Origin of the sequence: Pseudoalteromonas sp. SWYJZ98 (assembly GCF_015864495.1) — a bacterium.
Classification (GTDB): Bacteria; Pseudomonadota; Gammaproteobacteria; order Enterobacterales; family Alteromonadaceae; genus Pseudoalteromonas; species Pseudoalteromonas distincta.
The window spans coordinates 1-13,875 of sequence record NZ_JADYXA010000036.1 but is presented as its reverse complement, the minus strand read 5'-3'; the positions used below and the strand labels follow the sequence as shown (position 1 = coordinate 13,875).

The 13,875-nt window shown below is 39.2% G+C and carries 12 protein-coding genes; 6 read left to right on the top strand and 6 right to left on the bottom strand.

Features of this window, described 5'->3' with window-relative positions:
- The first annotated feature begins 30 nt into the window (after window positions 1–30).
- Both I6F10_RS15980 and I6F10_RS15975 read left to right on the top strand, forming a co-directional pair.
- Entirely contained in the window at window positions 31–489 is a 459-nt protein-coding gene (locus I6F10_RS15980) for an EVE domain-containing protein (protein ID WP_165743470.1), read from the top strand.
- Between the two features lie 69 nt (window positions 490–558).
- Window positions 559–1,593, top strand: coding sequence for a cytosolic protein (locus I6F10_RS15975; RefSeq protein WP_165743472.1), 1,035 nt, complete (start codon window positions 559–561; stop codon window positions 1,591–1,593).
- Window positions 1,594–1,629: 36 nt separating this feature from the next.
- On the opposite strand, the gene I6F10_RS15970 is transcribed toward I6F10_RS15975, so the two are convergent.
- The gene (locus I6F10_RS15970; RefSeq protein ID WP_002957905.1) at window positions 1,630–1,827 is read right to left on the bottom strand and encodes a PLDc N-terminal domain-containing protein; all 198 of its coding nucleotides are present in this window, start codon (window positions 1,825–1,827) and stop codon (window positions 1,630–1,632) included.
- The gene (locus tag I6F10_RS15965) at window positions 1,827–2,894 is read right to left on the bottom strand and encodes a potassium channel family protein (RefSeq protein WP_165743474.1); all 1,068 of its coding nucleotides are present in this window, start codon (window positions 2,892–2,894) and stop codon (window positions 1,827–1,829) included. The genes I6F10_RS15970 and I6F10_RS15965 overlap by 1 nt, the downstream gene beginning before the upstream one ends.
- 169 nt (window positions 2,895–3,063) lie before the next feature.
- On the opposite strand from I6F10_RS15965, the gene I6F10_RS15960 reads away from it, so the two are divergent.
- On the top strand, window positions 3,064–4,374 hold the full coding sequence (locus I6F10_RS15960; protein WP_165743475.1) for a short-chain fatty acid transporter: 1,311 nt from the start codon (window positions 3,064–3,066) through the stop codon (window positions 4,372–4,374).
- Between the two features lie 55 nt (window positions 4,375–4,429).
- On the opposite strand, the gene I6F10_RS15955 is transcribed toward I6F10_RS15960, so the two are convergent.
- Window positions 4,430–5,446 carry a metalloprotease gene (locus I6F10_RS15955; protein ID WP_165743477.1) on the bottom strand — a complete coding sequence of 339 codons (1,017 nt, stop codon included), beginning with the start codon at window positions 5,444–5,446 and terminating at the stop codon, window positions 4,430–4,432.
- Between the two features lie 166 nt (window positions 5,447–5,612).
- Here I6F10_RS15955 and I6F10_RS15950 point away from each other — a divergent pair, with 166 nt between their 5' ends.
- On the top strand, window positions 5,613–6,824 hold the full coding sequence (locus tag I6F10_RS15950) for an EAL domain-containing response regulator (RefSeq protein WP_165743479.1): 1,212 nt from the start codon (window positions 5,613–5,615) through the stop codon (window positions 6,822–6,824).
- A gap of 32 nt (window positions 6,825–6,856) precedes the next feature.
- Here I6F10_RS15950 and I6F10_RS15945 read toward each other — a convergent pair whose 3' ends face one another.
- A complete protein-coding gene (locus I6F10_RS15945; RefSeq protein WP_002957910.1) occupies window positions 6,857–7,933 on the bottom strand; it encodes a hemolysin family protein in 1,077 nt (358 codons plus the stop codon).
- A gap of 84 nt (window positions 7,934–8,017) precedes the next feature.
- On the opposite strand from I6F10_RS15945, the gene I6F10_RS15940 reads away from it, so the two are divergent.
- Together I6F10_RS15940 and I6F10_RS15935 are read left to right on the top strand one after the other, a co-directional pair.
- Window positions 8,018–10,513, top strand: coding sequence for an alpha/beta hydrolase family protein (locus tag I6F10_RS15940; protein WP_197099119.1), 2,496 nt, complete (start codon window positions 8,018–8,020; stop codon window positions 10,511–10,513).
- A 216-nt stretch (window positions 10,514–10,729) separates the two neighbouring features.
- The gene (locus tag I6F10_RS15935; RefSeq protein ID WP_024605629.1) at window positions 10,730–11,434 is read left to right on the top strand and encodes a response regulator transcription factor; all 705 of its coding nucleotides are present in this window, start codon (window positions 10,730–10,732) and stop codon (window positions 11,432–11,434) included.
- Here the strand turns inward: I6F10_RS15935 and I6F10_RS15930 are convergent.
- Window positions 11,431–12,942, bottom strand: a complete 1,512-nt coding sequence (locus I6F10_RS15930; protein ID WP_154903621.1) for a YifB family Mg chelatase-like AAA ATPase — start codon at window positions 12,940–12,942, stop codon at window positions 11,431–11,433. The two genes, I6F10_RS15935 and I6F10_RS15930, sit on opposite strands and share 4 nt — an antisense overlap.
- Before the next feature lie 34 nt (window positions 12,943–12,976).
- Window positions 12,977–13,591 carry a trimeric intracellular cation channel family protein gene (locus tag I6F10_RS15925; RefSeq protein WP_002957915.1) on the bottom strand — a complete coding sequence of 205 codons (615 nt, stop codon included), beginning with the start codon at window positions 13,589–13,591 and terminating at the stop codon, window positions 12,977–12,979.
- Window positions 13,592–13,875: the final 284 nt, after the last annotated feature.

Sequence of the window (13,875 nt, the reverse complement as noted above, 5' to 3'; positions counted from 1 at the left end):
GGGAAGTAAATATTTGTTAGGAATACTGTTATGGCTTACTGGCTATTTAAAACTGAACCCGATGCGTTTTCATTAGATGATTTAAAAAACGCACCAAAACAAACGACTCTTTGGGAAGGCGTGCGTAATTACCAAGCGCGAAACTTCATGCGTGATGGCGTTAAGCTCGGTGATTCAGTGATGATTTACCATTCAAGCTGTAAACACGTAGGTGTAGCGGGTATTGCCGAAGTGACACACGATGCCTACCCTGACCCTACTCAGTTTGATTTAAGTAGCGACTATTACGATGCAAAAGCCACCAGCGACAAACCACGCTGGGTTGTTGTTGAGGTTACTTACCAAAGCCATTTAAAAAAATTAATTAGCCTTAAAGATATAAAAGCCAATGACAATATTACTGAAATCGCACTTAAAAAGGGCGGACGTCTATCAATAATGCCTGTTACTAAAAATGACTGGGATGAAATAATCAAAATGGCGCAGTAACACCCTCTCGGTTTGACCTAATTTCATTGAGTTTGATATGATCCGCGCCGACTTATAGCTGGAGGATTAATGAAATTACTGTATTGGTTAGATGAATGGTTAACTCTCCCGCGCAATGAGCAACAAACTCGATTACCCATGACGGGTAGTGATTTACTCGGCGATGTATTTGTTAAGTATGATTTTGTTGACGTGAATAAGCCCCTGCTTTTTACTTTTTCTCCTGCTGGTACTAATGTGCAAGAACAAGATCTCAATTCTGATTTTGCACCTTGGGGTTATCACCTAGCTCAAAAACAAAACGTAAATGTTATCGCTTTTCAGCACTTAGGTAAGAGTAATTGGTTTCGTAATCGAAATTTAATCTTTTTTCTCGAGCAATTATCAACATTACTTACGCCGTTTAATTGCCGATTAGGTTACGGTCTAAGTCGTGGTGGATTTGCTGTTGGCGCTTTTGCTAAATTATTAAAACTAAACCAAGTATTGTTCTTCCATCCGGTAAGTACTAAAAATAAAGAGTTAGTGCCGTGGGATGACCGCTCTAGTACCGATATAGCTCAGCAGTTTGATTGGCAGCAAGATTATCACGATCTAGATTTAGGAGATGCCCAAGGCTATATTATTTACGACCCAACTAATCGTATAGACCGAATGCATGCTAAGCGCTATAAGCAGCTAACTCACTTACGGGTATTTGGTATGGGACATGGCACACATGCCACATATTTGAATAAGTTTGGATTTTATAAGCAAGTAGCCGTCGATTTTATTCAGCACCAGCAAATTGATATTGCGCAATTTCGTCTGCAAACTAAAACCTTACGCTTTAAAGAGGATTATTACAAAAGCCTCAATAAAGCGAATGTAAACTCAGCTCACCGTCAAACACTATTGAGCAAAGCTCATAATATTTTGATTGATGAAAAAGAAGTTCACGTACAGGAACATCAGGCAAAAATTGATATTCAGCCATTAATAGACGTTGCTCTTAAGCATCAAGATGAGCATCCTAATGATGCCATTCAGTTATTAGAAGTTGCTCAACAACTTGTACCTGACGATCCTTTAATTGAGCATAAAATTAAGCAACTAGAAGAGTAATTACGCCAGTAAAAGCGACTGTAAAGGCCAACTACTCTATTTGGCCTTTTTCTTTTTGTGCCCATACTTGGGCACAATGGCAAAGTACATCATTAACCCTAACCAAGAAAATATAATTATTCCCATTAGCCAGCCATTCTTTTCATGACCCTGTGTACGCTTACTGTTGAGTACAATAACGACAGGTAATATATAAGCACTTAAAACAACAATTAAAAATACAACTTCATTCATTATTTTTCTAGGCTCGACCAGTCTACTTCACTACTTAATACTCGATCCACCGATATATAGTGCAGAATATCGCCTTCACTTACTTTGTAATCTAATTGTGGATTTAAATCCATATTTTGCGCACTTAAATTATGAGCAACACCCAACAGTATGGCATCATGCTCAAGCTTAAAATGATGAAACAAAGTACCAAACTCCATATCTTTGCATCCGTTTGGTATTTTCAAACTAAATTGTGTATCGCCGTGCAAAGTAGATAGCAGCTCCTCTTGCACACGGCTCGAACCTGGATCTTGCATTGAGCGTACGAGTATCTCAGCTGATTTTGCACTACTACACTCTACATTTTGGCAATGCTCTAACATCATCTCAACTTTGGTTTCATCCAAAAAGTGAGCACTTATATGACAATCATCTTTTACTAAGCGACTAATGCGCAGGGCTGTTGTAAATGTCTGATCGTCATCTTGACCATCAATAATCACCTTATCAGCACTACGAATAGCAACCCGCTCTAGCTCAACTAAATTAGTGAAGCTCGTTAAACGTGCAAAATCAACGCTTTCGTTAGCTAAAAAAGGATGATCCATTTGCTCTGTTACCGCGAGTAAAATACGACGGTCAGTACGTTTCGTATCTGCCAAAATGTAATCAATCATCTTTTTTGTACGAGTGTCGTGCCAACCAAAAATAATAATATGGTGGTTACTGTGGGCAAAGTTTTTATCACCAGTCATAGCGCGCCTAATTAAGTAAGTAACAGTTTGTCCTGCTTTTCCTAGCAAAACACCAAATAAAGCTAAACCAAATGGAATTTGTATTAATGCAACCACCCAACGACCAAGATCAGTAGTTGGACTAAAGTCACCATATCCCACTGTTGATGTTGTTACTGTGTAATAGTAAAAAAAGGTAGTAAGCGAGGTTAACGCTTTCTCATTCGCTATAAATAGTAAGCTCCATGTTAATAGCATATGAGTCAAAATAGCTAATGCCACTGTTTGCCAACTCAACTGATCTATATGAGCGCGAACAAGTAACGCTAGCCTTTTAAATATCACCGGCATAATACAAAGTCTTCGTTAGTAAATTATCTATAAACAGTACGTTACTGTAAGCGATGCTTTTAAGCAATGTTTAAGCTTTTAACCGCAAATATTAGACTAAATGCTGTTTGCCAATGGTGATTTTTCATGATTAATTAGCGTTAAAATAATAACCAAAACAGTTGTGCTTATGCTTAATAAAATAGCCCGCCCTTTTACTAAAATTGTAGAGCGTTATCTTCCCGACCCTTTTATATTTGTAATTTTACTTACAATAATTACCCTTGTCAGTGCGAGCTTATTTACAACTGCAACTAACATTGAAGTATTACAAGCGTGGGGAGGTGGGTTTTGGAACTTATTAAGTTTTGCTATGCAAATGCTACTAGTGTTAATTACAGGCTATATGTTGGCAAGTACGCCACCTATAAGTAAGTTATTAGAAAAGCTAGCAACATTTGCAAGCACCGCACCTAAAGCAATTATATTAGTCACGCTTATTTCGCTTTTAGCGAGCTGGATAAATTGGGGATTTGGCTTAGTTATTGGTGCCCTTTTTGCCAAGGCAATTGCTAAACATACTCGTGTTGATTATCGATTATTAGTAGCCAGCGCTTACTCAGGCTTTGTTGTATGGCATGGCGGATTAGCGGGTTCGATTCCTTTAACTATTGCAACCGATGGTCACTTTTCAGAGGCCAGCATTGGTATTATTAGTACAGAGCACACTTTATTTGCGGGCTTTAATATAGCCATATTAGTTGGTTTATTCATTATTATGCCGCTCGTTAATCGCTATATGCTGCCAAGCGAGCAAGAAAGCGTATATATCGACCCAGCTCTTTTACAAGAGACAACACCTAAGCCCACAACAATAACCAGACCTGCCCAACATTTGGAAAAAAGTAAACTACTCGGCATGACAATTGGCTTATTAGGTTTGGCATATTTAGGTTATTACTTTTTTATTGCTGGCGGAAACTTAAACCTTAATAGCGTTATTGCCGTATTTTTGTTTTTAGCTATTACGCTGCATCAAACACCCCATAATTTACTTAACAGTCTGCAACAAGCAACTCCAAGCGGGGCTGGCATTGTTATTCAATTTTCTTTTTATGCTGGCATTATGGCGGTAATGGTTGATAGCGGATTAGCACAACAGATATCACGTGGCTTTATTGCCGTTGCAGATGCTGATAGCTTGCCATTTTTTAGTTTTATAAGTGCAGGACTCGTTAATATGTTTGTACCCTCTGGCGGCGGCCAATGGGCTGTACAAGCACCTATTGTAATACCTGCAGCACAAGAGCTAGGTGCCGATATATCTCGCGTTGCAATGGCTGTTGCGTGGGGTGATGCGTGGACTAACCTAATTCAACCTTTTTGGGCATTACCCGTCCTTGCTATCGCAGGCTTAAGAGCAAAAGATATTATGGGGTTTTGTGTTGTGCAGTTGTTTGTAACTGGGGTTTTTATATCGCTGGTATTGAGCTTTTATTAATTTTTAACGGGCTGTAACAAATATTACAGCCCACTTTTACCTAGAACGATAAATACTAGCTCGATAAAATAGTCATCGGCAGGCTCAATATTGGATTTTCTGAATCGGCAAAGTGCATCATTACAGCTACATGCCCCGCTACTACAATTGCATACATAACTGCTGAAAAGCCTTGGCCATATTTATCTAGTGGCATTAAGTGTGAATAGTGACGGCCTCGCCATTCAAATACAATTTCCAGCGCACCTACAAACAAAAAGAATACCAGTAACATTAAGCCAAATGTGTAGCTCAGCCATAAACCAAACAGTACACCGAGTAAACATACACTTAGGCCAATCCATGAACGCATTGAAAAGCTAATACTTTTTAATACATGCCCGCCATCAAGCGGCAAAATAGGTAACAAGTTAAATAAATTTAATAACGCACTAAGCACCGCAACACCTGCAAATATTTCCATCTCGGTGGCGTAATATAAAACGACACCCAGTACCGAGGTAATTAAACCAAACGCAGGCCCCATTAATGATATAACGACATCTTGCCAACGAGTCGTTATTTTATCGTCACTTACAGCAAGCCCACCAACAAACGGGATTAAGTAAATACCTTTGGTTTTTATGCCAAAGTATTTCATTGCTCGCACATGGCCGTACTCGTGTACGACTAAGCAACCAATTAGCATTAGTGCAAATTCAATACTAAATAACCACGCATAGCCTGCAACAGAAGCCCCTGCAAGCACTAATTTAATTACCTTAGCACTTTTAAAAAGCTTAAAACCTAATGCAGCTAGCCCTAAAAAGCCTTTTTTAGGTGAGCCATTTGTAGGTGCTGGTAGCGCAAGTTGTGTTGCAAATTGATCATCTACAAAAAGCGAAATGCTTTGCTCTTCCACCGTTCCAGTATCAATACCAATTACTTTATTGTCGTGAGTAAACTGATAGTAGTTTTCACGAGGGTTATCAAAGGTAATGGCTTGTTGTCCATGAAACACTTGCACAATTTTTTGCCCATACAGCATAAGCGAAAATGGTTGCTCGGCTAAAGTAAGATCTATTCTTATCATAATTAAGACCGTTTAAAATAATGGCGCTAGTATACCTAATCAGCTCAAAAACACGAGGGAAGGTGCTAGGTAACTATTTTCAAAATAAAAGCATTTGATACTGACAAAATAAAAAAACACTACTACTTTTATAGTAACTCCAAGCGATACATTGAAAGGGATAACAGTGAAGAAGATAGTGCCTAATATTTTAGTTGTTGACGATTCAAAAGCAATTTTGATCGTTATGGAAGCTATACTTAACGAATTGGGTATGTCCAACACTATAACTACGTGCCTGAATGCAAAAGAAGCGCTTGAAAAAGTTAAAGAGGATATCAACTACTTTGATGCTATTTTTACTGATCTCAATATGCCCGAAATGGACGGCATGGAATTAATCCGCCACTTAGGAGAGTTACATTATCAAGGCGGTATAATAATTGTTTCTGAAATGGACCATAAAGTTATTAGCTTAGCTGCCAATCTCGCGAAACAACATAACGCGCACCTCATTGGTAATATTTCAAAGCCAGTGCAACTGTCTCAGGTTAGTAGTTTACTTACTAAAGTGGCGCAATTAAACAGCCACACTTTATTAAAAGAGCCAGCCATTTCAAAAGATGAGCTTATTGATGCATTAAAAAATGATGAAATAACGCCTTATTATCAACCAAAAATAAACGCTGATAACAATAAAATTGAAAGCGTTGAAGTGTTAGCGCGTATTTTATCAAGTAAAGACGACAATATTATTTTACCTTGCCGTTTTATAAATACTGCCGAACAACACAACTTAATTAATCAAATTACATTTTCTCTTTTTGAAAAGGCCACCAGCGAATTCAAAAATATGACAGCACAACTAGGTCATGATTTTAAAATGGCCTTTAACTTATCGCCAACCCAGCTCGATGACCTAAACTGCCCTAATAAATTATTACTTATTTTAGAATTAAACCAACTCACGCCTAGTAATATAATTATAGAAATAACAGAACAACATGCACTCTCAAGCCTCATGCAATTAGAAACACTAAATAGATTAAGAATGCATGGCTTTGGTATATCGCTAGACGACTTTGGCGTTGGCTTTACTAATATGAACCAGCTTCGAAACCTTCCTTTTACTGAAATTAAAATAGACCGTTCACTCATTAGCCATATAGAAACAGATTTATTTTCTCAAGTGGTTGTAAGTTCGTTATTTAATATTACGAATAAAGATCATTTAGATTTAGTGGCAGAAGGCGTTGAACGCCCAGAAGAGCTCGATTATTTAAGGCACTATAGAAGAAACCTAGCCATACAAGGTTTTTTATTTAGTCGCCCTAAACCACAAGACGAATTTATATCTTGGGCTAAAGATTGGCTAAAAACTGATGGCAGCCCCGCTTAAAGCGGAACTAATATTTACTCGGGGCCTGTTAGCTAATTATCACCCCGAGTGTGTTTATCTTCTTCACTAACTATATGTGCACTACTTGCTAAGCGTTTGTGCCAACGCTGCCTTGCTACTGCGCGCATATTAGTAGATTGGTCACGCTCATCTACAATCTCTAGCCCCATTAAAGCTTCAATCATATCCTCTAACGTTACAATACCCTGCACGTCACCGTACTCATCAACAACTAAGCATATATGAGTGCGCTTTGTTAAAAGTGTTTGCAGTAACGACGATACGTTCTGAGAAGTTGGTACGGTATAAATAGGCTTAATCAATTTGCTAATTTTGTAATCGGTGCCTAAGCGGTGAAATGCCAGCATAATATCGTTTTTATGCACAAACCCAACGATATCATCGGCATCTTTATCAAATACCAACACTCTAGAAAACGATGACGATCCATGTTCATTTAAATACTGATTAACTGTTAAATCTTTATGGATTTTGAAAATAACAGTTCGCGGCGTCATTAAATCACATAATTTTGCATGCTTAAAATGCAACAAATTACGGATAATATCAGATTCATCTTGATGTAATGCTCCCGACTCCGTGCCTATATCTGCCATTGCCTCTATCTCTTGACGAATATAGTAAGCCTCATCGTGCTTTGGACCCATTAAATTTGTTAGCTTTTGAGCAAACCATACAAAAGGCTTTAGCGATATAACTAAAAACCGCAAAGCGTAGGTAACACTTGGGGTTAAAGCTCGCCAGTAATTAGCCCCCAAGGTTTTAGGTATAATTTCAGAAAGAATTAATACGAGAAATGTCATAATGGCTGATGCAATACCTACAGCCGCATCGGAAAAAACGACAGCCGCTTGTGCGCCAACTCCCGCTGCACCTGCAGTATGGGCAACTGTATTTAAAGTTAAAATAGCAGCTAAAGGCTGATCTATATTGTTTTTAAGCTTTTCGAGCTGTTTAGCAAGCTCAGGGTGTTTTTTTCTAAGTGATGCAACATAGCTGGGCGAAATACTTAATAACACAGCCTCCATCACAGAACATAAAAACGAAATAACAATCGCCACTACCATATAAACTATCAGTAAAGTCACTTTCTCTCCTCTATATTGGATATGTGAGCATGGTAACAATACATGCTATATTTGGCCAAACTTCCAATAATAATAGGCATAATAATGAAATTTAGCGCACCATGGTGTCATCAAAATAAGCTATTTAAGTACGCAGCAGCTCTTTTAACACTTAGCAGCTTAAGCTTTGCTGCAATAGCTGCACCATTGGATAAATCAAAAATTCAGTTTATCGGCCCACTTGCCGAAGATATGCAGTTAAAGCCTTTTCAGACACCTCATGGCAGTGCGATTATTAACAACCTATTGCCACAACTACAAGTAGACACAGATAGTTTTTCTGTATTTGGGAAAAAACAAAACTGGCAACCGTTTAATAAAATCAATGCGCTCACTTTAGGTGGGTTACAGGCACTAAAATTTAATATTGAAACAACCCGCTTTACGCAAGGTACGCTTACCTTAAAAGGGATTGAGCAAGGTCAGTTATTTATTAATGGCGAACTACAAACAGGCGATAAAAATAACTATAAGTTAGCTTTAAATAACAGTACTCACACTGCTTTAATTGTAGCCCAGCAAGTAGCTAATTGGCACGATGTAACGCTTGATTTTGCTCCTAAAAGCGAGGTTGATAAAATTACGCTTAGCACTTCACACATAAAACGTTTATCTGCAAAACAACTATTTGATGCTCCTACAATTAGCCAATTATCACTCGCACCTAATGCCAAGCAGTACGTTACTACCACTCGCACTTATAGCGATAAAACACAAAATCAAGCAAATACAGTTACTGTACTTAAAGATTCAGACAATCAAACGCTTTATCGCTTTGAAGCAGGCCAACCAAGTAACATTATTTGGAGTCCAGATAACCAATATTTAGTGTATTTGTTAAATGGTGAGCTTAAACAACTTAACCGTAAAAACTTCTCAATAAAAACATTAGCAAACGATTTAGAAGGAGCTAATGGCTTTACCTTTTATAACGACACCAGTCTTTTGTTTAGCTGGTCTAAATCACCTGAGAGTACTAACAGCTTAACCAAGCACTATAAAGGTCTGCAAGATCGCTGGTCGTATGCACGTTCCATCAGCCAAATTTATATGCTTGATACTAAAAGTGGTTTAACAAAAGCACTTAGCCAAGGTCCTCTTTCTTACAGCCTTGAAGATTCAAATAGTAACCGTGGCAAAGTATTAATGAGCCGCCCAGTAATGGCAATGCAGGCATCAACCCACCCTGAAACAGAGCTTGTTGAACTCGATTTAAAATCAAACAAGCTTTCATCGCTTGGTAAATTCAAAACGTTTAATTTAGCCAAATACGCAAATAAAGATATTTATGTAGTTGCAGGCCCGGACTTTAAAAATGGCGCAGGCAGAGCACTACCAAAAGCAATGCTTGCTAATAACTACGACGGGCAACTTTACCTACTTACTGAAAGCGGTAAAAACGTAAAAGCACTCAGTAAACAATTCGACCCCGCTATTGGCCAACTGCACGTTTTAGAAAACGGCGATGCGCTCATTAAAGTAACAGAGCAAGACACTCAACCACTTTACCTATTTGATTTAAGTAAACAGCGCTTTAAAAAGTTAAATACGGGATTGGATATTGTTGAACAATTTAGTTACTCACACGACCGTAATACCGAAATTTTATTAAGTGGCACTAACGCTTTAGCGCCACAACAACTAAAGCGCCTGAACGTAAGTAAAAATAAAACAGATTTAATATGGGATTCAAAACCAAGTAGCTATGCAAATACACGATTCCCTACATTAGAAGAGTTTAATTTTAAAAATAAACATGGGGTTGAAATAACGGGCCGTGTTTACATTCCAAGCAATTTAGATAAAACTAAAAAGCACCCAGCGCTCGTGTATTACTACGGCGGTACTTCACCAGTTACGCGTGATTTTACAGGTCGTTACCCGTTTAACTTATGGGCAGAAAATGGCTATGTTGTTTATGTAGTGCAACCTACTGGCGCAACAGGGTTTGGACAAAATTTTTCAGCGCAGCATGTTAATGCCTGGGGCGACTACACCGCAGACGATATTATCGAAGGCACGCAAGCCTTTTTAAATAAATACAACTATGTTGATAGTAAAAAAGTAGGTAACTTAGGGGCATCGTACGGTGGCTTCATGACCATGTTATTAGCAACTAAAACCGATATATTTAGTGCTTCAATAGCTCATGCGGGTATTTCTAATATTACCTCGTATTGGGGTGAAGGTTGGTGGGGCTACTTATATTCTGGCGAAGCATCAAAAAATAGCTTCCCGTGGAATAACCCTGAGCTTTACAGCCAACATAGCCCTGTATTTCATGCCGACAAAGTAACAACACCTATGCTACTTCTTCATGGTGATAGCGATACCAATGTACCTGTTGGCGAAAGCTTAACAATGTACACTGCGCTTAAACTGCTTAATAAGGACGTAGAGTTAATCGAATACAAAGGCGCCGACCATCAAATTTTTGCACGCGATAAACGATTTGATTGGTGGAACACCATGCTCGCATACTTTGATAAAAAGCTAAAAAACGAGCCTCAATGGTGGGACTCGATGTATAAAAATGACTGAGCCTGAACCTTTAAAATAACAACTTAATACAGATTTATTAATAGTAGAATTAATTATTTAGCACCTTTTAATTAGTCTAAAGGTGCTAACCTAATCCTCTAATAACGTCTTATACACCTTTGAAATATTAAGTTACTTAAAACTAATAAACCCCCTTCTCAGCATTTACCTATTGGTGCTACCATACAGAGCTATAAGCATTCAAAATAAAGTACTATGGCTATTAATGTTTTATTGGTTGAAGACGATGAACTACTCGTTAAACGCATCAAAAATCACTTTGCAGATACCGAATTTACAATAGAGGTAGACCCCACTGGCGCTGATGCACTTAATATTGTAAGGCAGCGGGTAAACCTGCGCGGTGCTATATCATTAGCCATAATTGACATTGTCTTACCAAAGCGCGACGGGCTTCAGCTCGCAAAAGAATTAAACACACTGACCGATATTGGCGTTATTGTATTATCGAGTCGTGACTCCCAAGCCGATCGTATTGCAGGCCTTGCACAAGGTGCTGATGACTATATTTGTAAGCCCGTCGATTTACTTGAGTTAGAGCTTCGCATGCGCGCGCTCTATAAGCGTGTTGCCGTTAACCTAGAAGACGACGAAAGCGAAGAGTTTATAGAATATGCTGACTTTAAGCTTCATCCCGATAACCGCACATTAATTACTGCTGCGGGCGTTGAGTCACGCTTAACTGAAGCCGAACATAAAGTGCTTATTTGCTTAATTAGTAATGCAGGTAAAGCCACATCCCGTGAAAAAATATCAGAAGAAATAGGCCAGCCCGATTGGAGCCCAAACGATCGTACTGTTGATGTGCTTATTGGTCGTTTACGTAAAAAATTAAATGACGAAAAAGATCAAAAACGTATTGTTACCGTTCGCGGTAAAGGTTATATGCTCTCTATTTAATACTTAGTTAATTGCGCAATAAGGCGCTCAAATGCGCGGTAATTAAGTGCTTCTTTAAGCTCATTTAAAGTAATGTTTTCAGCGCCTTTTAAATCACTAATTGTACGCGCCACCTTAATTACTCTATGGTAAGAGCGTGGCGATAGAGACAACTTCTCGCTTGCTCTAGCTAAAAATTGCAACTCTGCAGGCGCAAGTTCACAGTGCACACTCATTTCTTTATTATTAAGTCTCGCATTAACCTTACCTTGGCGTTTTAGCTGCACATAATAAGCAGCCTCAACTCTTGCTCTAACCTCAGCACTGGTTTCCTCTGGTTTGGTACTTTGTAGCTCAACACTCGTTAAACGAGGTAGTTCTATTTGCAAATCAATACGGTCAATAAAAGGCCCCGACACGCGTGATAAATAACGCATAACTTGGTCAGGAGTTGCCCGCTTATCAGTATGGCTCCCCGTTGGGCTTGGGTTTAATGCTGTAATAAGCTGAAACTGCGCTGGGAACTCCATTTGCCTAGCTGCACGTGAAATAGTTACTGTGCCGGTCTCCATTGGTTCACGCAGTGAATCAAGCACCTTACGCTCGAATTCCGGTAACTCATCTAAGAAGAGCACACCGTTGTGTGCCAGCGAAATTTCACCAGGCTTGGGATTTGAAGAGCCCCCCACCAAAGCAACAGCTGAGCACGTATGATGCGGATTACGAAATGGTCGCTGTCGCCAATTAGTTAAATCTATGGATTGTCCAATAATAGAGTAAAGCGCGGCTGTTGAAATAGCTTCATCGTCCGACATAGTAGGCATTATAGTTGCCATTCGCTGGGCCAGCATTGATTTACCAGTACCAGGAGGGCCTAAAAATAGTAAATTATGCCCGCCAGCTGCGGCTATTTCTAATACTCGCTTGGCGCCAGGCTGACCTTTAACATCGCTTAAATCGAGTAAAAAATCAGGGGCTTGAGTGCAGTCGGGGTACTCTATATTTAATGGCAAGGGTTGTTGATTAAGTAGGTCGCCCCATACTTCTTGAATAGAGCTTACGGCTTTGCGTTTAACGCCATTAACTAAGCTTGCTAGGCTGTCGTTTGCAAGAGGTAAAAAGCAGCAACGATCTTGCTCTTTTGCAGCAAGTACCGAAGGTAAAATAGCGTTTACACCACGCACTTCACCATTAAGAGCAAGCTCACCATAAAACTCGTACTTATGAATATCAGGACACACTATTTGCCCAGAGGCGACTAAAATACCCACCGCAATAGCCAGATCAAACCGCCCACCATCTTTTGGTAAGTCGGCTGGGGCTAAATTTACGGTTATTCGTTGATCGGGAAAACCAAATTGTGAGTTTTCGAGTGCGCTACGTACCCTGTCTTTCGACTCTTTAACAGACGCTTCGGGCAGGCCTACAATATGAAAAGCGGGTAAACCATTTCCTAGATGAACTTCTACAATAACTTCAGGGGCATTTATGCCCACTTGAGCACGAGAAAATATACGAGCTAACGACATTCCTTATCCTAGTAAATGGTGTGATTACACCAGTTTAGTCAGGATATTTAAAAACGTGTAATGTGATTTGCCATTTTATAGCGGCTAAACGAAGTAATAAGGTCATTAACATGCCTAATACCATCGCCATTTCGGTTGCTAACGAAAAACTAATGCCAAGCGTATAAACAGTACCACCCGCTATACAGGTAATAGCGTAAAGCTCACCCTTTAATAGCATAGGGATCTCGCGTGCAAGCACATCTCGAATTAATCCACCAAAGCAGCCTGTAATTACAGCCATAATTACCGCAGTCATATCGGGCATACCAACAAGCTGTGCTTTTTGCGCCCCCATTACTGCAAAAAAAGCTAACCCGAACGCATCCGCTGTTTGTAAAATATAATGAGGTATCGGCTTTTGTTTATTTATAAGGCGTGTTGTAACAAATACTGAAGCGAGTATGGCAAAAAAGTAACTTTGATCGTGTAACCAAAACACAGGAACATCTAAAATTAGATCTCGCACTGTACCACCACCAATAGCAGTTACTGTCGCTAAAACTACGACCCCAAAGCCATCCATTTTTTTCTCGTACGCTAGCAAAGTGCCTGATACAGCAAACACCGCAATGCCTATTAAATCAAACCAGTGGTAAAGTTCAGTCATATTTGTAACAACCTAAAAATATTTGTGTCGTTTTAACACAAACCAAACAAGGTTTTAAGTAATAACGATTTATTTTAAGAAGTTTATAACATTTTAAAGTGTATCTCAGGGGGCGGGAGCCTGAACTTATAAAAAGTGAACCAACGACCTTCGGGTTATGAGCCACAATATACACACCAAATTTTAGACATAAAAAAACACGCTTTAAGCGTGCCGTTTCATTCTTATTTATTTCAGTGGTTGCGGGAGCCTGAACTTATAAAAGGTGAACCGACGACCTTCGG